Here is an 18800-nt window from a genome sequence, read left to right as displayed (position 1 = left end):
CTCCTTAACGGGAATGCAAAACGGTTTGATTCAGGGTGAGGCATTGCAGCTGGACTAAGGCCGCGGCTTGGGCGGTTGCCAGTTCCAGCAATTCTTCATGGCGATGCCGGGCGCGCTGGTCGGCGTCCAGCAAGGCATTGTTCTGGTCGTTCAGTTGACGATCGTGGCCATCCAGTCTTTGTTCGGTGCGGTCCAACCTCGCCTGGTGCTGCCGCAGGCTGTCGTCCCGGCCCAGCCCGCGCTGCATCTCGCCAATCTGGGCGGCGGCGAAGCTGGCCAGCTCCTCGCCCAGGGACAGGTTGAGCCCGGCGCCGGTGGATTCGACGGTGACGCTGCCGGCCGGCACGCCGGACAGGGCCAGGTCGAAGGCCAGCAACAGCTCCAGATTGGCCTGCTTATAGGCCAGCGCCTGTTGCGGATCGGACCAGACGGCCAGCGTTTGCCCACCCTCCAGGATGAAGGCCACTTCGCGCACCCAGAACTCGGTGGCGTCGTTGGCCAGCGCGGTCAGGTGCAGTTGGCGCGGGCCCTCGCTTTTGCCGTCGGCGATGGGGTAGCGGACCACCTCATGCCTCAGCGCGGCCTGGGACGGGTCGGGCGTGTAGCCTTGGTCGCCCAGCGCGATATGGGTGATCCGCAGCCGCATGCCGTCATGGCTGGCCAACTGAATGGCGGCCAGGCCGCCATCGAGGATCTGCGGAATCAAGGGGGTGCTGCTCATCGGCTCATCTCCATGGGTAGGCGCATCACCGCCAGCGGCTTGAGCGCGCCGGCGCAACGCAGGGCTTGCGATAAGGGCTTGGCCGGGTTGGGCCGGCAGTCGGCGCTGCGGCGGCTGAGCGCCAGGCTGCCCAGCGCGCCGGCCAAGCCCAGCGGCTGGCTAAAAGCCGCGCCGATCTTGAAGCGGTAGCTGCTGCGCGCCGGTTTCACCTGCTCCACCATGCGCCGCAGCCGTTCATACAATTGCGGGCTGAGGATGGCCTGGCCGGGCAAAAGGTTGTCGTTGGCCCAGGCGGTGAAGTTGAAGGTGTAAGCCTCGCCTGAACCGTTCTTTTCCCACCACTCGGTCAGCTCGATATTGACGCCCAGCACGCGGAACACTTCCGTTACCGCCCAGCGCGTGCCCTTGTAGCGATGCAGGCTGATGGCGCGCTTGATCAGCTCTCGCCGCTTGGCGTCGCCGTTGGCCAGCAGCCAGCCTTCGTCTCCGGCCACATGGAATTGCTCGGCCAGCAAGGGCAGTAGCGCGGGTTCGACGCTGTCCACCAGGTACACCAGCAGGTCGGTGGTTTCGAACTGGCCCTGCGTTTGGGCCACCGCCGGTTCGGCATAGGGCACGCCCATCCGCCGCGCCAGCTCGGCCAGCGGCCGGAAGCGCGCATCCTGGCGCAACACGGGCGACACGGCGCCGTCGCGGCGCTCAGTCATGGCTGCCGCCGTTGTCTTTATCCAGATCCACGCTCACCGACGCGCAGCTGGACCAAGCGTAGCTGGCCACGGTTTTCGCCTGGGCGGGCTGCAGCAGCTTCACCTGATATACGCCGGGCACCGACAGGGCCGCCACCAGTTGCGATGGCACAATGTCGCGGCCCAGCTGGTTTTGCCGCTCGTCCAGATAGGCCTGCAGCGCGGCGCGAGCCTTTTGCTTGACCAGCTCGCCATCCATTCCGGCATAGGTTTGCAACAAGGCCTCGACGTCGAAGTGTTCGGTGGGCGGACGGCGCACGGTGACCTTGTCGGTCAACGGCCGCACCTTGTCGGCGCTGCAAGCCAGCCATACCTTGCGCAATTGCGGATCGGCCTCTTCCGGCGGCCGGGGGTCGCCGGGGACCGGCGCCGCCTGGCCCGCGCCATTGCCGACGAACAAGGGAAACAGTCTCACTTCTCCGGCTTTGATTTCTGCCTTCAGGGGATCGTCGTCCGGCAGGCTGGACTGGCTCACCACCGCCACATCGACAATGTCCGGGCTGGCGCTGAGCGCGTGGAAACGATAGGCGGCGGCGCTGCCGGCCACGCTGAATGATTCCGGCGCCTGGCGGATGCGCTGGCGCAGATGCTCGTCGTCTTCCGCCTCGGCCCCGCCCCACGGCGCTTTCACGCAGACCACCCCCACCTTGACGCCGACATCGTCCAGCAGTTGGTTCAAATCACTGGCCTGCAGCAAATTGCCGATCTCGCCCGGCACCGTGGCCACCACATCGCAATCAGCGGGTTGCGGCTGATCACCCAGATCCACTGTCAACTGGGCAGTGGTCTGGAACTGGATATCGGAATTGCCGGACACGCGCGTTCCCATGCGCACCTGCACCTGCCGCGCGCCGCCGGCATAGGCAGGAAAAGTGAACTTGACCTTGGCCATGGCCGGCTGGGCCGGCTGGCGCGTCACGCCCACCAGTTCGCCCAGATAATCCAGCATCGGCGCGCGGGCAAAGGCCACCAGGTTTTGCCGGCCGGCGTCGTTGAAGGCCGCGCGCACCAGGCTTTCCCGGTATGCGAACAAGTCGATCAGCAATTGTTCGATCTGACCCGGATACAGCTGCTTGCCGGCCATTTTCTGGTAGGCGTCGGCCATTTCCTGGGCGATGGCCTTGGGATCGTCAGCGATGAATTTAGGCAGATCCGCCGCGGCCAGGCCGCTTTGGCGATTGCCCAGCATCTCCGTCAGCAGCTGCTCCATCTGCTTGGGGTATTGCTCCTGGCCGCCCAGTTTCAGATAGGCGTCGGCCAGGGCGCTGGCGGCGGCGGCCGGATTGCTCACATTGCTCGTCATGATCTTGTCCTTGTCGGGTGGCTTACAGCTTCAGCTCGGTTTCGCGGATGACGCCGTCGGCCAGCTTCCATTGCGCGCACAGCCGAGCGCTGGCGTCGCCGTCCACGCTGAATAGCACGCGCACCAGTTCGATGCGCGGCTCGCCGTATCGCGGGTGGCTGATGGCCGCCACCGCCTCGCGCACCACATGCGGCCGGGCGCGGTCTATCGGATAGTCCAGATAGCGGTGCAGGTCGCTGCCGAACTCCGGCCGCAGCGGATCGCTGCCCTTGGGCGTGCCCAGGATGATGCGCAGCGCCTGATGGATGTCGTCCAGGTTCTCCACGATGTCCGGAAAACCGTTGGGGCCGGGTTTCTGGCCGCGCGGCTGCAGCGCGGGCTGCCAGTGCAGCGAGGTGATGTCGGTTAGCTTTGTCATGGCGTCATGGTGCCAAACCGCTGTGGGCGGCGGCTTTTAAACAGGGTTAGGGAAATGGGCGAGAGAAGATTGGCGGGGCGCTCCCTCTCCCGCGAGGGGAGAGGGGTGCCAGGCGGCGCATGCGCGGCGTGGTTTGCCCGCTCAAGGGCGCCGGGTTTCCCCGCCGTTCACGGCAGACATGGAAAGGAAAACAGGGCGCGCCAACCAGGCGGGGAAAGAGCGTGTTGCCACATGGCAACTTGCCTGCGGCAACCCGCCTCTCGGCCTAGGCTAGGCAAGGGGGAACGCTCTCAAACGGCCTACGGCTGAAAGCCCTCCTCCTCGCGGGAGAAAGCTGGAGAAAGCGGCATTTCTCCCGCGGGGTCTGGATAGAAAAGCGCCAAGCCGACTTTACGCCGACCGGGCGGCTGGAACTGCCGCCCCAATAGCGGGGCGCGCAGCGGTGAACACACTACGCTTGGACAGGCGCTTGGGTCGGCGCCTTGCCCAGCACCTCCGCAGCCCTGCCCTTGGCGATCAAGCCCGCGTCTTCCATGGCCTGCGCTCCGGCCTGGGTGGCCGGGTCGTCCAGGCTGATGTCGCTGGCCAGGCTGAAACGCTCCCACCAGGGCCGCAGCGGGGAATTGTCGGCAACCGACTTGAGCATGGCCTGGATTTCCGAGTCGCTGAACCGGGCCAGGAATTGCTTGTGGGTCAGCCGGCGCGGCGCGGCGACCTGGACATCGACCGACCAGGCGAAAGCCTGAACGCTGGCGACATCGGTCAGCGTGTCCAGCGCAAGCTCGGCGGCGCTGGACGACCGGCGGATCGCCTCGCGCTCGGCCAGAACCGCGTCCACCTCGGCCAGGCTGCCCCAGCCGGCGGTTTCGCGTTCGCGGGCGCGCTCCAGCTTCCATGCGGTCGCCTCTATCAGCCGGGCCGCCTCGGCCTTGATGCGGGCTTTACGGCCGGACTTGGCTTGAGCCAGCTGCGCGGTCCTGTCTTGTTTAACCGTTACGCCATCGTCGGACAGGTACAAACTACCCATGTCATCGGTTTCCACGTCTGGAGAGATGTGGTCCGCGTCCACCAACAGGCCTTGCCCGTGGTATCCATCGAAAACGCCTTCCACGCACCCGATGCAGCGACGGGTGGTCTTGTCGAAAATAAATTGCTTCATGGAGATCTTCCTTATGCCGGCAGCGCGATATAGGCGATTTCACACGCCTGGTAGACACGGATTTGCAAAGTGGAAGCGCAGCGGCGCATCGGCAGACGTGGCGCGGACGACAAACCAGAGTGGTTGTACGGGTTCGCATTGCGCTCCGCGAAATTGATCTGCGCGCCGTCAAACAGCATCCATTCATTGACGCTATTGCCCTCCCCCCAGCCCGCTACGCCCGCCTTGGTGGTCAAGCGCACAAACAGCGTGATGCCGGAACGCAGCGTATTGACGGCGCTCCAAAGCTGGGTGGAGGTGTAGCTGATCTTTGTCGTCAATGGCGACGCATACAGCGCATTCATGGCGACGTCCGATGCGTTCAGGGCGTTCATCGCCGTCGCAGACGCAGCCAGCACCGTCATCGCCGCCGCAGATGCCGCTAGTACCGTCATCGCAGTGGAAGATGCCGCCACAGCGGCCAAGGCGGCCGGCGAAGCGATCACGGCGGCAAGGTCTGCGATGGTTTGCGCGTCCTGTCCCGCGATGCCAGACGCCAGCTTGCCGACCGCCATCGAGCTGCCGCCGATGATGCTCATGGCCGTGGTCGACCCCAGCAGAGCCGACCGCGCGACCTGGCTGGCTGCCAGCACGTTCATCGCTGTATTGGAGGCCACGATGGCGCTCATCGCCGGAGTAGAGGCGACCACGACGCCTATCGCAGCCGCAGAAGACGCGATCATAGCCATCGCCACAGCGGAGGCGGCCACTGCAGTCATGACAGCCGACGATCCGGCTAGTATCGGCATGGCAACCACAGACGTCGTCAATGCATTCATTGCCACTACGGAGGCGACCACCGCAGCCGTCGCAGACTGAGAGGCGACGATGATATTCATCGCCAGCGGGGAAGCCGCCACCACAGTCATTGCATTAGAAGACCCCGCCACCGCCGCCAGCGCCGTCGCCGAGGCGACCACGATAGCCATCGCCGTCGTCGAGGAGGCGATGGCGAACATCGCCGCGGCCGAGGCCGCCAGCGCGTTCATCGCCGGCGTCGATGCCGCCAGCGCCGTCATGGCGATGGTGGAGGCGGAAACGATGGCCATCGCCGTCGAGGACGCCGCCACGGCGGACATGGCGATCGCGCTGCCCGCCAGCGCCTTCATCGCCGTGGCGCTGAGCGCCAGCTGGCCGATCGCCTGCGCATTGTCGGCGATCGACGCCGTGGCCGGGCCATTGGCGGCCAGCAGTGCCATGGCGGCGGCGCTGCCGGCGATGGCAGCCATGATGGGCGCGCTGGCCGCCAGCGCCTTGACCGCGCGGGTGGACATCAGCAATTGGCCGAAGCGCGCGCTGTTGGCGGCGTCTTGCAGATGGTTGTCCAGATCCGCCGCCGTCATGTCCAGCAGATAATCGATATCCAGCGCGTCCAGATTGCCGACATAGCTGTAGGCCTTGAGCAGCGCCGACTGCATCACCAGATCGCTTGCGCCGGCGTTGCCGAAATCGGCCGCCAGCAGTTGGCCCTTGATCCGCGCCAGCAGCTGGCCGCGGTAATCCTGTAAGTCTTTAGACATGGTTCCTCCAGGCTACAAGCCGGCGCAAGCCAGCGCCGCCAGGTTTGTCAATCGCGCGTCGTGCTCGGCCATCCGGGCATTGACGGCGTTCTTGTGCTCCAGCAGCTGGGCGGCGGCTTGATCGAGATCGCCGCGCTCGCGCTTGATGGCGGCCACCAGCTCTTGCAAGGTGTCGAGGTTGAGATCGTCGCTGGCCAACAGCGCGTCCAGGCCGGCGATCTTCTGATCCAGCGCGGAAAAGGCGTCGCGGATGCGCAGCACATCCTCGGCCAGGCTATTGGCCGGATGCGGCAGCGGCAGGTTGAGATGGGGCGTCGTCAGGATGTCCGGCATATCGCCTCCTACAGCACGATGACGCGCAGCTTGCGCACGCGCGGCCGCGCGGCGCTGTTGCCGCTCAGCGTCAGCTTGACCCGCACCATCGCTTCGCTGATCGAGGCCAGTTCGTGCGTCATCTCCATCCAGCCGTCGCCCTGCGGCTTGCTGCCTTGATAGGCCACCGGCTGGAACACGTCGCTGGGATCGATGCCGGAGGCGGTCACCGCCACGCCGGCGCCGGCCGGGATCAGCGCCTCGAACACCACGCGCACGCGGGCATTGTTGCCGGCGGGAATGGCGCGGCTGACGTAGTCGGCGCTTTGCGCCACCTGGCCGCTGACCAGCTGAGTGCCCGGAAACAGCACTGGCGACGCTTGCTCGGTGCCGAGCAGGCGGGCAGTGACGCTGACCTGGCCGCTCAAGGGCGCGGGCAAGCGCACCGGCTGGCTGTCCGCCACCTGCACCACGCCGCCGTCCGGCAGGCCCAGGCTGTATTCGACCCGCGCGGACGCCACGGGGCTGTCCGACAACGACAGCAGCATCAGATCGGTGGCGTTCTGCACCGCCACCTTGCCCAGATCCAGCGTCTTGACCGTGACCGCATAGCTGGCGGCCAGCAGGCGGAACGCCATGTCGCGGTCCTGGTGCGCGGTCCAGGTGCTGGCATTGCTGGACGACAACAGCACGCCCACCTGGTAGGGCTGGCTGGTCACCCAGCGGTTGGCCGCACTGTCCCACTTGCCCAGCTCGGCGATGGCCAGCGCGGCGTCGGCATCGTCGCACAGCGCCACCAGCGCGTATTCGACGCTGCCTTGCAGCCACACCGGCGCGACAAACTGGAAGCGGGTGGGGCCGGCCAGCGAGATGTCCGCCGGCTGCAGACGCGCCTCCGCCAGCACCGCGCGGGTGGGCACGCCGCTGGCGGTCTCGCGGATTTGCACCACTACCGGGCTGGCGCCTTTGGCGGTGAACCACAGTTCGACGCCGCCCAGCTGGGTATCGGCATTCAGCGTGAAGGTTTGCGCCAGCGGGTCGACCTGCCAGCGGGTTTCGGTAATCCGAGTCACCAGACGGCGCAAGTTGGTTTGCAGCTCGCCCTGGCCGACAAACACGGCCTCGCCGCGGCTGCCGCCGGCGCCGATGAACTCGACGCGCTTGGCGCCGGCCGGCACGCCGGCGGGGATGGTGAACTTGCCGGCAAGCACGCCGGCGCTATTGGCATTGAGAGGCATGGTTGCTCCTTATTGGGCGACGGGCGTGACGCTGATGCCATCGAATTTGAGGCTGGACAAGGCTTCGTTGGGGCCGAAGCCGGACACCGTGAAACCGACGTCGATCGCGCGCAGGGTTTCAAGCGCCCGGCGGCTGGTGGAAAGCAGCATGTCGTCGGTGGATTGGCTGATGCTGGAGCGGTTGCCGTAGCCTATGGTCAAGCGCTCGGTCATCGGGCTGGCCCAGCTGGTCTGCGTCTCGGTCCAGCGATCCACCGCCGGGGTCAAGGTAACGGGCGCGGGCAGCGGATCGAAGGCCAGATAGGGATTCACCTTCATGCTGCCGGTGCGCATGGGCTGCTCCATCACCGGCGACAGGCTGAAGTCCAGGCTGACGCGCGCCGCCACATCGCCAGGCAGGGCCGAGACGCCGGCGCGGATGGGCAGGGTCAGCTCTCCGCCGACGATGGCCGCGGTCTGGGCGATGCCGGCGTCGCGCATGCCGTCGGACAAGAAGGGATCGACGAACAAGCCCTTCTTGGCGCCGGACTCGCGCAATTGGGCATCGGCGCTCAGCGCCTGCTGGGCGATCAACTCGGCCATATGGTCGAGGCGGCCTTGCAGCCCGGCCAGGTCCGACATCGGCACCACCCGCACGCCGTCGTTGCTGACCTGGCGATCGCCGCTCCAGTTCTGCGCGACCGAGGCCAGCGGCAGCAAGGCGGCCGGCACCGTCGGCGGCTGGGGATTCCAGTCGGCCGCCACGCCCTTGATCCACACCAGCTTGCCGTCGGCGCCGATGGCCAGGCGATCTATCCGCGGCAGCTTCTGGCTATAGCTGACCAAGACTAGGCTGCCCGGCACCGCGCCCGCCACGGTGAAGCCGGTCGCATCGGCCTGGGCCGGCTGCGCCGCGGCGATGAACTGGTAGCGCGCCGTATAAGTGCTGCCCGGCGCCGGCTCATTGCCCGGCAGGGTCCAGTCCAGCTTGCCGGCGTTGAGCTTGTAATCGGTGCCCGCCGCGTAAACCGTCGCGCCCTGTTTGACTTCCAGCACCGAAATGACCGAGGTGTCCGGCAACGGGTCCTGCGCGCCGGTGTAGCCGCCATGGGTGAGCGTGACGGTCACTTCCTTGGTGATGCGCACCTGGCTGATGGCGGCTACCGGCGCGCGATCCAGATTGATGCGCTGCGCGTCGCCGCTGGCGCTGGTATGCGGCTCGCTGTCTATCTGCCGCAAATCGGGGGCGGCGGCATACACCAGCCGGCGCGAGGTGTTCAATTCCACGCCATAGCCGTTGACGCGGGCGCGGCCTTCGCTGACGGTGTAGACCTGTTCGCCGCTCGGCAAATCGGCGGCGGCGGCCACGGACAAGCCGGAAACGACATAAGAGCCGCCGGAGCTGTCGCGGTCGTAGCGCGCCAGCGCCTGGGTGACGCCGTCCAGCTGCGGCGGCGGCTCCTTGGCGCGCAGCACGCCGTTTTCCACTTGATAGACCGGGAAAAACTCGCCCGGCTGCCCATCGCCGGCATAGCCCCACACCGCCTCCACCTTGAGGCGGGCGGCGCCGGCTTCCTGGTAGTTGCGCGCGCCCACCGCCGGATCGCGCAGGCTGGGGTCTTCCAGCTCGGTCACCACGCTGTCTTGCAAGTACAAACCCACCGCAATCACGCCGATGACAGGCAGCGTCAGCTTTTTCGGCGCCACGCCGCGCACGGCGCCTTTGAGATAGACGGCGCCGGCTTCGCAGACGGTGTCGCCGCTGTCGGCCTGCACCACGATGCGGGCGTCGCGCACCACATTGCCGTCGCGGAACATGGCGTCGGCCACGCCCTGGATGCGGGCGGCCAGACCGGACTGGACTTCATTGAATTCAGCCGCCTGCACCGCGTAACCCACCCGGAACAGGTGCGCGTCGAAATGCTTGGCCGGATCGAAACGGTTGTAGTAACCGTCGGGCATATTAGACATGGCTGCTGTCCTTACAGGGAAATGACGTGTTCGAAAGTCTCGCGCGTGGCGGGCGAGCGATGGATGGGCGTGATGCGCTCCAGCGCCACCAGGGTGCCGGGCGACACCATCTGGTCTGGCGTGAAATAGCGCTGTCCGGCCGGCAAATCCGGCTTGGTGTGGGTGCCGGCGAATACGGCGACCTCGCGGATCACCGAGGCGGCGGCGTCGCCGAACTCGAAAGCGATGCGCAGCAGCAGGTGGCGGGTCGGATCGGCGGATACCCGGTAACGGCCGGTGGGCACCACGACTTCGCCAGCCGGATCTTCGGTGACGAAGCGCACCTCGGTGATGAGCCGGCGGCCGACTTCCGACAGCAGCGCCGTGGCGTCCACCGGCTCGGGAACCGGCTTGTCGTCCCAGGCGGCGTCGCCGACGCCCCAGGCGAAATGCAGCGTCTGGGAAGCCAGCGCGGCGGCCAGCGCCGTCCGGCCGCTATGGGTCAGAGTTGCCATTCGATGTTTCTCCTCATGGGTTCAGGGTGTGATGGGTGAGACTGCTGTCGCCGCGCCAGCTGCGGTCGTCCCAGGCGCCCAGCCAGCGGTAGGCGCCGGCGCGCGGCCCGATGCCGGACGTGCCGCCGCCATGCAGGCGATAGGTCGCGCCGCTGCCGGTCGACAGGGAGAACGGCTGGTCCGACCAGCGCAAACCGCCGCCCAGCCGGACGGAGCCGCGCCAATCGGCCCAGGCTGCGCTGCGGGCATGGCGCGCGCTGACGACGGCGGTCTGGTCTGGACAGACCGTCGCCGAGCCATGCGCGGCGATTTGCACCGCCTCGATGGGAAAGCGCGCGCGGCCGGGATCGAATTCGGACAGCCGCGACGCGGGGTCGGACCAGATAAAGCGATTGGCCGCGGTTTCGGCATAGCCGCCGAAACGGGTATTCGGTTCGCCAAGGCGCGCGTCTTCGGACAACGCCAGAGCGGCGCGGGCGATGCGGCGGTGCGGCGTCATCGGCATCCAGCGTCCCCACTGCCGGGCGTCCCAGCCGCCGCGCCAGGCCGGCGCGGGCGGATTGCCCGCCAGGATGACCGGATTGCGCAAGCCTTGGGCATTGCCCAAGCCGATCAAGCGGCTATGCATCACCGGGTGGTTGAGCACTGGCGCGTCGCCGAAACGGAAGATGCCGTAGCGCAGCACGTCGGGATAGAACACCCGGGAGACATGCCGCCGCCCGCGCGCGGAAAGCACGCCGCTCTCCTCCCTCGTCGCGGCGAGCGGCAACAAACGTCCAAAACTCAGCTGCACGCCATCGCGCCACACGCCGGAATCGTCGGAGAGAAACGCATCCGACCAAAGACCGGATTGCGAGGCGCGCAGCAAGCGCCGGTCGTAGCCGCCATACAGCCGCGCCAGATGCGAACGGGCCGGCGCGGCAAAACGGACCAGTTCCAGCACCGTCAGCAAGGCCTCGCCATCCGCCGGCGCGCCGAGCTCCAGCTGGAACTCCGCCCAGCGGCTGGCCGTGCCGGTCCTATCCTCCACCCGGCCCGAAAATCCGGCCCACGACAGCGCGGTTTCCACCGCCCAGGGCGAGCCCTTGGCCCGGTGCCAGGCGACGGCGTCCTTGAGCGCCCGCCGCTTGGCCGCCGCGTCGGGCAGATAGGCCCACAACGGGCCCACCACATTGAACTGTTCGGCCAGCAAAGGTAGCAGCCCTTCCGGCGCCTGATCCACCAGGTACAGCAGCAGCGGCGCCAGATCGAGTCTCATCAGCCGCGCGGCGAGGGCATCGAAGGCCGGTCCACGGACATCGCTCGCCAGCGGCGGCACAAGCAGATCAGTCATCGCTCACCACCTTGCCCAGCGTCACCGTCACCGCTGCGCAACGCGGCCATTCCGCCGCCGACAACACCCGCTTGTCGGCAGGCTCCAGCACGCGGACGTCGTACAGGCCGTCGATATCGTTCAAGGCGGTCTTGATCTGCGAGGGCACGATGTCGCCGCCCAGCCGGCGCGCCAGGTTGGCCGCGAAGCCCTGGCAGCGCTCCTTGGCCACCCGGCACACCAGGTCCGGGATGCGGGTGGCCAGCACATCGATTTCCAGATGTATGGCGTACTCGACCACCTGGGCCGGCGCCACTTCTATCCTGTCGTTGATCATCCGCGCCTTGCCGTCTTCCAGGGCGGCCTGGATGCGCCGGATGGTTTCCGGCGCGGGCGCGCCGTCCCGCCCCAGCACCACCACCCGCACCGTGCCGTCGGGCCGCGGCGACGTCACCCGCACATCGACGGCATCTGCCGACGCCGTCAGCGCCGCCAAGCGGTAGCGATTGGCCGAGCCCCAGGAGTAGGCCTCCGGCGCCAGACGGATGCGCTGGCGCAAGCGCTCATCGTCCTCCGCCTCTTCCCCGCCGCTGGGCGCCTCGATGCCGGCCACCGCCACCGGCAGGCCGACATCATCCAGCAAGAGATTCAGATCGCCGGCCTGCAGCTGATTGCCGATCTCGCCCGGCACGCAGGCGATCACCTCGCACTCCCGCTCCTGCGGCTGCTCGGTCAAGTCCACCGTCACAGACGACGTGGTCTGAAACCACACCTCGGCCGTGCCGGCGATGCGCGCGCCTATCGGCACCAGCGCTTGTTTCAAGCCTTTCGCCTGCGCCGGGAAGAGCAGCCGCACCTTGGCCGTCGCGGGCCGGGCCGGCTGGCGGACGATGCCCACCAGTTCGCCCAGATAATCCAGCATCGGCGCGCGGGCGAAGGCCACCAGGTTTTGCCGCCCCGCATCATTGAACGCCGCGCGCATCAGGCTTTCGCGGTAGGCGAACAGATCGATCAGCAATTGCTCCACCTGGCCGGGATACAAGGGTTTGCCCGCCATCTGCTGATAGGCATCCGCCATTTCGGCGGAGAGTATCCTGGGGTCGTCGACGATGAATTTAGGCAAGTCGGCGGCGGCGAGGCTGGGCTGCCGGTTGGCCAGCATCTGCGTCAGCAACTGCTCCATCTGCTGCGGATAGCGCTCTTGTCCGCCCAGTTTCAAATAGGCGTCGGCCAAGGCGCTGGCCGCGGCGGCCGGATCGGCCAGCGGCGGCTTGAGCGGCTCGGAGGGGGTCTGGCTCATGGTCTGGTCCTTAGTGGATGGCGCGCGAAGCGCATGCCGGCCGCCGCGATGGGCGCGGCGCAGGGTAGAAATGACGAAATCATATAAAGCCGCGGCAATGAGGGCTTTTAAACGGCTTTAGGAAACGCTGACGCGCCGCGCGGCGGCAAGGTGACGGTCTCGCGGACCAGTTGGCCGCCCGCCCAATTGAGCGGGCCCGCGCCCAGCCAGCGGGTCTGCCGGTAGGGGTAGATCGTGGCGCGCTCCGACCCGCCCTGGCTCGCCGCCAGGCAGAGCGTGTTTTGCTGGCGGATTTCGCCGATGCGGTAGGGATAAACCGTCGCCAGCTCGCCGCCTTCCGCCGTAGCGGCCAGCCAGGGCAAGCGGTCCTGCCGCTCGTAGCGCAGCGTCAGCCCCTCCAACGTGGAGCGGGCGTTGCGGTATTGCTCCAGCATCTGGCGGAAGGCGTGGTAGGTGGACTCGGTCAGCGCGCCGCCGGCCAGGTCCAGCTCAATGCGAAAGTGATAAGGCTCGCCCTGATACTCGAACCATTCGCTGATGCGGCCGTTCAGGCCCAGCGTGGCCAGCACCTGGACCAAGGCCCAGCGCGTGCCTTTGCTGCGATGCAAGGCGATGGCGCGGCGGATCAGCTGGCGGCGCTGCGCGTCGGTTTGCGCCAACAGCCAGCCCTCATCGCCGGACACGTGCAATTGCTCGGCCAGCAAGGGCAGCCACTCCGTCTGCACGCTGTCTATCAGGTAGACCAGAAAAGGCGGCAGCTCGATGGCCTGGCAACGCTGGCTCAGCCCGGCGATGGACGACAGGCGGCCGTCCGCCGCCAGCATGGTGGGGAGGATATCGGTCATGAGGGGTGCTCCGCAGCCCGAGCGCGGACGCTTGCGCATCCGCGCGGGCGGGAAAGAAGCGGCGGAACGCCGCCAGGAAACTTAACGGGAGAACAGCTTGAGCGGCGCGCGCCACAGGCTGGCTTTGGCCGCGGCATCGGCCGGCGAGGCATCCGGCGCGCCGGCCTCTACTGCCTGCAACTGCGCCAAGGCGCTGTCGGCGGCGGCCTGAACGGCATCCAGGCTGGTCGCGTTGCGCACCGCCTCCTTGCCCTTCAGCCGAATGGCGCGGATGGCGGCCAGCGCCTGATCCGCCGCCATCGCCTTGGCCAGGATGCCATCGGCCGCATCCTTGCCGGACAGGCTCTTGGCGTCTGCCCAGGCCTGCACGCTGGCCGGCGCGTCGCCCTTGTAGCCGGCATCCTTATACGCCTGGGCGTCGGCGGCGGCGCGCTGGTATTCCCAGGCACGCAGCTCATTGCCGGCGTAAGGCTGGCCGGCTGCGTCAGCGGCGGCGTCCAGGCGGATACCGATCTCGGTCTTCATCTGGGTTAGCGCCGCGATCTGCCTCTCAGCGGAGAACTGCCAAGCCGCGCCATCCCAAATGTGATCCGGACTGGGTTGCACCGGACGCAGCTCGCCATCGTAGGCCAGCAAGTCTTGTATGATTTTCATCGCACGATCTCCCAAGTCAGCAAAGCATTGACGCAGTTGGCGAAGCTGATCGCCAAACCCAAGTCATAGTCGGCTTGCAAAAGATTCTTAGTCGCCTCCCCCATCAAGTGCTCATCGCCATTGGCCCCCGTCAAATCACCAAGCTGATGCTCCAACTGCAGCACCTGCCACATAGACTTGCCCGTGACATGCTCAAACATGCCCGTGCTAGTCGATACAGTGGCATCGCCCACGACATTGCTTGTGGTCAGGATTCCGCTCGTATTGATGGTCCAATTCAAAGAACTGCCAGTTACATAACTGCTACCATTCGGGCCACTGGGAGCGGCATACCAATATGCATACCCGGTCCAACCCGCAGAGCCATGTATGACAGTTGAAATGGCTGCTGGATGCGGCGTGACAATCCCAGCGGATATGCGTCCCATCCGCATAAACGGATCAAATGGCATATAAATGGTTCCGTTGCCATTCATCGTCGCCGACCAACTGTTTTCCCCGCGGTTGATCACCCTCTGCACTATCGGCAAGGCGCCTGGCGCGCCGGTCAATATGCGGGCAAGGCAAATATCCAGCACCGTGGAGTAAAACCCGCCACCGCCTCCGCCATTGGGGCTGCCTTTCAAGCCGTCCGGTTTCGCATCATTCAATTGTCCACGCTGCACATAGATCATCAAACCGCCAGACCCCGCCTGGGCGCGTAAGTAATATTCGGCATTAGCTTGCAACACCGGACTGGTCCATGCGGAAGTCGCAAATGAACGGACGCGGCCGCTTTGCCCTACGACCACCTCCTGCGCCAAGGCCAGCGTCACACCCGCCGGTATTGAGACAGTACTCCCTTGCCCTGCTACTGCGGCGGCCGTTACCGTCAGACGGTTATCCGGTGTACCAATCACCGGTAAAGACAAGGCGGACAACGGCAAAGCAAGGTCCGCGCTCAAACCATAGTCATCAGCAGACGATGGGTTATTGCCCCCCACCACCAGCCCCCGCGCATTGACGGTGACGCTGCGATAAGTGCCCGCCGCCACGCCGGTATTGCCGCCCAGCATGACAAAGCTCAGAGGCGTAGCGCCTAGCGAAATCGGCGATGGCGTCGTCAATTGCCAAATCGCCCCGCCATTCACCGCGCCCTGCTCCACCGCCACGAACAGGCCGGGCGTCACTTCGATGCTGGCGTTGGAGTCCACCGCGCGCGCCCAGTTGCCGGCGGAAGCGACGTAGATGCCGTTGTCCGCGCCATTGGCCTGGTTCTTGGCCAATACGCGGTCGCCGGCTTGCAGCGCCACGCCATCCACGGCTTGCAGGCCGGACAAGGCGATGGCGGCCGTGGTGGCGGCGCGGACCGATGGCTTGCCGTCCAGCTTGGCCAGCTCCTCGGCGATGCGCTGATCGACGGTGGCGCGGGTGGCCAGCACCACGCTCGGATCCACCTGCAGCGTCACCGCGGCGGCGTTGCTCACCTCCATGATCAGCCGCACATACAGCTGCTTGTTGGCGCCGTCGGCCAGCACCGGCTTGTAACTTTCCGGGAATTTGCCGACCGCGATCAGCGCGCCGTCGGCGTCGAACACGCCGACTTCGCGGATGGTGAAGCCGCCCACCGCGTCCGGGATCACCAGTTCGGCGATGATCCAGTTGGGGTTTTGCGGATCGGTGGACAGATTGTTCAGCGGCGCGCGCCATACCTCATGCTTGAGCGCGGCCTGCGCCTCGCTGGGGGAGTAGTAGCCGCCGTTGTCGCCGTCGCCCACCGCCATATGGGTGAGCTTGAGCGGCGCGCCGCCAGTAGCCGCCGCCGCCAGCTTGTTCTTGCCGACGGCGGTCAGGATGGTGAAAAAGTCGTTGCTCATGCTAGCTCCTGGGAAAGAAAAGTCTTACAGCGGCGCGGAGGTCGGCGAGCTGGGGCCCTGCGCTTGGTGGATGTGGCCGACCAGGCTCTTGCCGCTGGCCGTGACGTCGCCGCCGCTGACCGTCACGCTGCCTTGGGACACTTTCATGTCGCCGCTGACGCTGGCCCCGCTGCCGCCGGAAATAGCCAGGCCGCCCTGGCCGGTGATGGCGCCTTGCACCGTCAACGTGCCGCTGATCTCTGTGGCCGGCGCGTTGATGCTGACCTTGCTGCCGGCCTTGATGGTGATGGTGTTGCCGCCTTCTATCAGCACGGCGTCGTCGGAATGGCCGGTCAGATTGTTTTTGGTTCTGAGGGTGATGTCGGCCTGCGTCTCCACCACCACATGCTGCACGCCGCCGTTCACCGTCAGCTGATGGGCCTTGCGGTCGTATTCCAGCACCGCGCCGTCGTTGAAGCGGCGCTGCCACTTGTCCTGGCTGTTGACGTCGGTCTTGTCCACATCGGAAAAAATGGCGCCCAGCACCACGCCGTCTTCGCCGCGGGCGTCCAGCAGCACCGCCACCTGCTCGCCCTTGTCCAGCATCCAGTAGTCCTTGTCCTGCAGGCTCTTGCGGGTCAATACCGGCAGCCAGGCGGTTTCCAGTCCGCCTAATTCCGGCAGAATCACCCGCACCTTGTGGCGCTGGATGTCCATATCGGACACGCTGCCGAATTTCAGCGTCGCCAGCGCGTTGCTGAGGGAGATGTCGTTCATGTGAGCTCCTTGGCGGCGGGCGCGGCCCGCTTCAGATCGAGTTCGCACAGATAGCCGTCCTGCCGCGACAGCCGGTGGCGGGCGCGCTCTATCAGGTAGCGGCCGGACAGTTTGCCGAAGCCGGACAGCTCGACATTGCGCCCCGCCGCCAGCTGCGGCGCGCCGTCCACGGTGACGCTCAGCTGGGTGCGCTCCAGCTGGCGGCGCTCCATCTCGGCCTTGGCCTGCTGCTCGGCCTGGGTTTTGCCGCCGCTCTTGCGCGTCAGCTTGACCACGTCGGCGCTGCTGGCCTTGCCGCCCGGCGCGCGCGCGTCGGCCGCCACCCGCGCGGTTTGCAGCTTGCGGGTTTGGGTATCGTGGTAGCTCACCTCCACCGCGCTGGGCACCTGGGACAGCTGGTCGCGGGCGCGCCAGCTGATCAGGTCCGCCGGGCTGAAGGTCCGGACCCCGGCCTCGTCCAGCAGGGCGCCGCGCTTCCAGAACACCAGCTTGCGGTTGTTGTCCATCACCTTGCAGACATAGCCGTAATTGCCGGCCACGCGCTGCAGGAAGGCCAGGTCGGTTTCGTGGTATTGGGTGAGCCGGTCGATCTCTACCGCTTCGATCTTGCCTTCCAGCTTCATGCCGTGCAGGCCGGCGATCTGCTGCGCCAGCTGCTGCAGCGATTTCTTTTCATAAGCGCGGCCCTGGCGGGTGCGCAGCGGGTGCTGCACGCCGGTGGCCAGCGCCCGGATGTGGACGGTGGATGGCGGCGCGCTGTACTCCACCTCGTCCACATCGAAACTGCCCATAGACACCAGCGCCTGGCCGCGATAGCCCAGCTTGAAATCCAGCGTGGCGCCTTTGTCCGGGTACCAGCCGTTCAGCCAGCGGCCGTCGCTGTCCTCCAGCTCGACTTCCAGCTCGTCCGACTCGCCCGACAAATGATCGGTGTAGCTGATGTTGAGGGCGTACAGCGCGATATCCGCGGTGATGGACTTGCCGTTGTAGCTGAGCTCGAAGACCGGCGCGGCCACATCGAGGCGGCGGGCGCTCATGCGCGCCTCCACGGCGGCAGCTGATCGGTCAGAACGTCGTCCTTGGCCTCCAGCAGCGGGATGGCCAGTTGCAGGCCGCCGGGCAGCGTCTCGCAGATCGGCGCTTGCGGGTTGGCGGCGATCAGCATCACCATCTGCCCCACGTCGCCGTAGTAGTGCCAGGCGATCTGATCCCAGCGTTCGCCTTCCTTGCACGTGTGTTTGAGAAACATGATTGATCACTCCAGAATGCGGCGCACCGCGGTTTGCGCAGCCAGCAAGGCCATTTGCCGGTCTCGGCTTTGCCAGTCCTTGTCGATGTCCTGCAGCGCGCCGGCGGCTTCTTTCAATTTGTCGGCCACGTTGTCCTGCGTGCAGCCGCCCAGCGACTTGCCCAGGCTGACCAGCTTCGCGCCGGTGTCCCGCATCGGCTGGACCAAGGGCTGTATGGTCTCAGCCAGGTGCGCGTAGGGCTGGATGAAGTCGTTCAGACGGTTGGCGCACTGCGCCAGGCCCGGCGCCGCCACCTGCGCGTCGTTGATCAGTTTCGGCACTCGCGCGAATGCGGACAGCGGATCGCGTCCCGCCTGGTCTTTGAGCTCGCGCACGTCGTTGACCACGGTTCTGACCTTGTCGGCCAGATTCTTGGCCTGCGACACCGCCTGGGTCAGGCCGCTCAGATTGGGCCGCAGCCCGGCGCCCGGCGCCAGCTGGTTCACCTTGGCCTGCGCCAGGCCGCTGATGGTGCCTAGCAGGCCCGGCCGCGCCCCCGCTGCCGGCTGGCCGCCGAACTCGCGCAGCGACAGCTGCGCCTCCACCGCGATCAAATTGCCGCTGCGGTCGGTTTGGCGGCCGGTGCTGGTCAGCTCGGTGATCACAAAGTGGCCTTTGTGATCGCCATTGCCCAACACCAGCGCCAGCGCCTGGTGCTGCTGCCGCGCCGCGTGCAGCCGCTGCAGCTCGCCGTCCGGATCGCAATAGGCGGCATGCAGCACCAGGTCGATGCGGATTTCGTCCAGCCTATCGCCGACGAATTGCAGCACCGGCTTGCCGCCGATGCGGCCGTGCTCGGCGTAGTCGCTGCCGCCGCGCTGTTCCAGCCCGTCGAAATAGCTGATCAGATCAAACTCGATGTCACCCAGTACCGCGTACATCGCTCGC

Annotated in this window: 19 protein-coding genes; all 19 read right to left on the bottom strand. The window is 66.6% G+C overall.

Features of this window, described 5'->3' with window-relative positions:
• Positions 1–4: 4 nt before the first annotated feature.
• The 19 genes from NKT35_RS08395 to NKT35_RS08305 all read right to left on the bottom strand — a co-directional run bounded on the left by NKT35_RS08395 (position 5) and on the right by NKT35_RS08305 (position 18793).
• The gene (locus tag NKT35_RS08395) at positions 5–721 is read right to left on the bottom strand and encodes a phage tail-collar fiber domain-containing protein (protein WP_254300555.1); all 717 of its coding nucleotides are present in this window, start codon (positions 719–721) and stop codon (positions 5–7) included.
• Positions 718–1428 (bottom strand): phage tail protein I, encoded by a 711-nt coding sequence (locus tag NKT35_RS08390; protein ID WP_254300554.1) that lies wholly within the window; start codon positions 1426–1428, stop codon positions 718–720. Before NKT35_RS08390 ends, NKT35_RS08395 begins: the two co-directional genes overlap by 4 nt.
• On the bottom strand, positions 1421–2770 hold the full coding sequence (locus NKT35_RS08385) for a baseplate assembly protein (RefSeq protein ID WP_254300553.1): 1350 nt from the start codon (positions 2768–2770) through the stop codon (positions 1421–1423). The genes NKT35_RS08390 and NKT35_RS08385 overlap by 8 nt, the downstream gene beginning before the upstream one ends.
• 22 nt (positions 2771–2792) lie before the next feature.
• Positions 2793–3188, bottom strand: coding sequence for a GPW/gp25 family protein (locus NKT35_RS08380; RefSeq protein WP_254300552.1), 396 nt, complete (start codon positions 3186–3188; stop codon positions 2793–2795).
• A gap of 451 nt (positions 3189–3639) precedes the next feature.
• Positions 3640–4347, bottom strand: coding sequence for a hypothetical protein (locus NKT35_RS08375; RefSeq protein ID WP_254300551.1), 708 nt, complete (start codon positions 4345–4347; stop codon positions 3640–3642).
• A gap of 11 nt (positions 4348–4358) precedes the next feature.
• Complete coding sequence (locus tag NKT35_RS08370) at positions 4359–5906, bottom strand: hypothetical protein (protein WP_254300550.1); 1548 nt, start codon at positions 5904–5906, stop codon at positions 4359–4361.
• A 12-nt stretch (positions 5907–5918) separates the two neighbouring features.
• Positions 5919–6239: a hypothetical protein gene (locus tag NKT35_RS08365; protein ID WP_254300549.1), complete on the bottom strand. Its 321-nt coding sequence runs from the start codon at positions 6237–6239 to the stop codon at positions 5919–5921.
• Between the two features lie 8 nt (positions 6240–6247).
• On the bottom strand, positions 6248–7456 hold the full coding sequence (locus tag NKT35_RS08360) for a hypothetical protein (RefSeq protein ID WP_254300548.1): 1209 nt from the start codon (positions 7454–7456) through the stop codon (positions 6248–6250).
• Positions 7457–7465: 9 nt separating this feature from the next.
• Positions 7466–9406, bottom strand: coding sequence for a DUF4815 domain-containing protein (locus NKT35_RS08355; protein WP_254300547.1), 1941 nt, complete (start codon positions 9404–9406; stop codon positions 7466–7468).
• Positions 9407–9417: 11 nt separating this feature from the next.
• On the bottom strand, positions 9418–9900 hold the full coding sequence (locus NKT35_RS08350) for a BW3TFN family phage tail fiber component (RefSeq protein ID WP_254300546.1): 483 nt from the start codon (positions 9898–9900) through the stop codon (positions 9418–9420).
• A gap of 13 nt (positions 9901–9913) precedes the next feature.
• Positions 9914–11233: a phage tail protein gene (locus NKT35_RS08345; RefSeq protein ID WP_254300545.1), complete on the bottom strand. Its 1320-nt coding sequence runs from the start codon at positions 11231–11233 to the stop codon at positions 9914–9916.
• A complete protein-coding gene (locus NKT35_RS08340) occupies positions 11226–12512 on the bottom strand; it encodes a baseplate J/gp47 family protein (protein ID WP_254300544.1) in 1287 nt (428 codons plus the stop codon). The genes NKT35_RS08345 and NKT35_RS08340 overlap by 8 nt, the downstream gene beginning before the upstream one ends.
• Before the next feature lie 107 nt (positions 12513–12619).
• Entirely contained in the window at positions 12620–13357 is a 738-nt protein-coding gene (locus NKT35_RS08335; RefSeq protein WP_254300543.1) for a phage tail protein I, read from the bottom strand.
• An 81-nt stretch (positions 13358–13438) separates the two neighbouring features.
• Positions 13439–14011: a hypothetical protein gene (locus tag NKT35_RS08330; RefSeq protein ID WP_254300542.1), complete on the bottom strand. Its 573-nt coding sequence runs from the start codon at positions 14009–14011 to the stop codon at positions 13439–13441.
• Positions 14008–15867 (bottom strand): phage tail protein, encoded by a 1860-nt coding sequence (locus NKT35_RS08325; protein ID WP_254300541.1) that lies wholly within the window; start codon positions 15865–15867, stop codon positions 14008–14010. The genes NKT35_RS08330 and NKT35_RS08325 overlap by 4 nt, the downstream gene beginning before the upstream one ends.
• A gap of 24 nt (positions 15868–15891) precedes the next feature.
• Positions 15892–16623, bottom strand: coding sequence for a phage baseplate assembly protein V (locus NKT35_RS08320; protein ID WP_254300540.1), 732 nt, complete (start codon positions 16621–16623; stop codon positions 15892–15894).
• Entirely contained in the window at positions 16620–17660 is a 1041-nt protein-coding gene (locus tag NKT35_RS08315; protein ID WP_254300539.1) for a phage late control D family protein, read from the bottom strand. The genes NKT35_RS08320 and NKT35_RS08315 overlap by 4 nt, the downstream gene beginning before the upstream one ends.
• A complete protein-coding gene (locus tag NKT35_RS08310) occupies positions 17657–17872 on the bottom strand; it encodes a tail protein X (protein ID WP_254300538.1) in 216 nt (71 codons plus the stop codon). The genes NKT35_RS08315 and NKT35_RS08310 overlap by 4 nt, the downstream gene beginning before the upstream one ends.
• Before the next feature lie 6 nt (positions 17873–17878).
• Entirely contained in the window at positions 17879–18793 is a 915-nt protein-coding gene (locus NKT35_RS08305) for a phage tail protein (RefSeq protein WP_254300537.1), read from the bottom strand.
• Positions 18794–18800 lie beyond the last annotated feature (7 nt).

The organism is Chromobacterium sp. IIBBL 290-4, from assembly GCF_024207115.1.
Lineage (GTDB): Bacteria > Pseudomonadota > Gammaproteobacteria > Burkholderiales > Chromobacteriaceae > Chromobacterium.
This window is presented reverse-complemented; position numbering and strand designations above follow the sequence as displayed.

What these genes read in the sequence shown, in the direction of transcription:
- NKT35_RS08395 (WP_254300555.1), bottom strand. Translation starts at nt 721, where the DNA reads ATGAGCAGCACCCCCTTGATTCCGCAGATCCTCGATGGCGGCCTGGCC.
- NKT35_RS08390 (WP_254300554.1), bottom strand. Translation starts at nt 1,428, where the DNA reads ATGACTGAGCGCCGCGACGGCGCCGTGTCGCCCGTGTTGCGCCAGGAT.
- NKT35_RS08385 (WP_254300553.1), bottom strand. Translation starts at nt 2,770, where the DNA reads ATGACGAGCAATGTGAGCAATCCGGCCGCCGCCGCCAGCGCCCTGGCC.
- NKT35_RS08380 (WP_254300552.1), bottom strand. Translation starts at nt 3,188, where the DNA reads ATGACAAAGCTAACCGACATCACCTCGCTGCACTGGCAGCCCGCGCTG.
- NKT35_RS08375 (WP_254300551.1), bottom strand. Translation starts at nt 4,347, where the DNA reads ATGAAGCAATTTATTTTCGACAAGACCACCCGTCGCTGCATCGGGTGC.
- NKT35_RS08370 (WP_254300550.1), bottom strand. Translation starts at nt 5,906, where the DNA reads ATGTCTAAAGACTTACAGGATTACCGCGGCCAGCTGCTGGCGCGGATC.
- NKT35_RS08365 (WP_254300549.1), bottom strand. Translation starts at nt 6,239, where the DNA reads ATGCCGGACATCCTGACGACGCCCCATCTCAACCTGCCGCTGCCGCAT.
- NKT35_RS08360 (WP_254300548.1), bottom strand. Translation starts at nt 7,456, where the DNA reads ATGCCTCTCAATGCCAATAGCGCCGGCGTGCTTGCCGGCAAGTTCACC.
- NKT35_RS08355 (WP_254300547.1), bottom strand. Translation starts at nt 9,406, where the DNA reads ATGTCTAATATGCCCGACGGTTACTACAACCGTTTCGATCCGGCCAAG.
- NKT35_RS08350 (WP_254300546.1), bottom strand. Translation starts at nt 9,900, where the DNA reads ATGGCAACTCTGACCCATAGCGGCCGGACGGCGCTGGCCGCCGCGCTG.
- NKT35_RS08345 (WP_254300545.1), bottom strand. Translation starts at nt 11,233, where the DNA reads ATGACTGATCTGCTTGTGCCGCCGCTGGCGAGCGATGTCCGTGGACCG.
- NKT35_RS08340 (WP_254300544.1), bottom strand. Translation starts at nt 12,512, where the DNA reads ATGAGCCAGACCCCCTCCGAGCCGCTCAAGCCGCCGCTGGCCGATCCG.
- NKT35_RS08335 (WP_254300543.1), bottom strand. Translation starts at nt 13,357, where the DNA reads ATGACCGATATCCTCCCCACCATGCTGGCGGCGGACGGCCGCCTGTCG.
- NKT35_RS08330 (WP_254300542.1), bottom strand. Translation starts at nt 14,011, where the DNA reads ATGAAAATCATACAAGACTTGCTGGCCTACGATGGCGAGCTGCGTCCG.
- NKT35_RS08325 (WP_254300541.1), bottom strand. Translation starts at nt 15,867, where the DNA reads ATGAGCAACGACTTTTTCACCATCCTGACCGCCGTCGGCAAGAACAAG.
- NKT35_RS08320 (WP_254300540.1), bottom strand. Translation starts at nt 16,623, where the DNA reads ATGAACGACATCTCCCTCAGCAACGCGCTGGCGACGCTGAAATTCGGC.
- NKT35_RS08315 (WP_254300539.1), bottom strand. Translation starts at nt 17,660, where the DNA reads ATGAGCGCCCGCCGCCTCGATGTGGCCGCGCCGGTCTTCGAGCTCAGC.
- NKT35_RS08310 (WP_254300538.1), bottom strand. Translation starts at nt 17,872, where the DNA reads ATGTTTCTCAAACACACGTGCAAGGAAGGCGAACGCTGGGATCAGATC.
- NKT35_RS08305 (WP_254300537.1), bottom strand. Translation starts at nt 18,793, where the DNA reads ATGTACGCGGTACTGGGTGACATCGAGTTTGATCTGATCAGCTATTTC.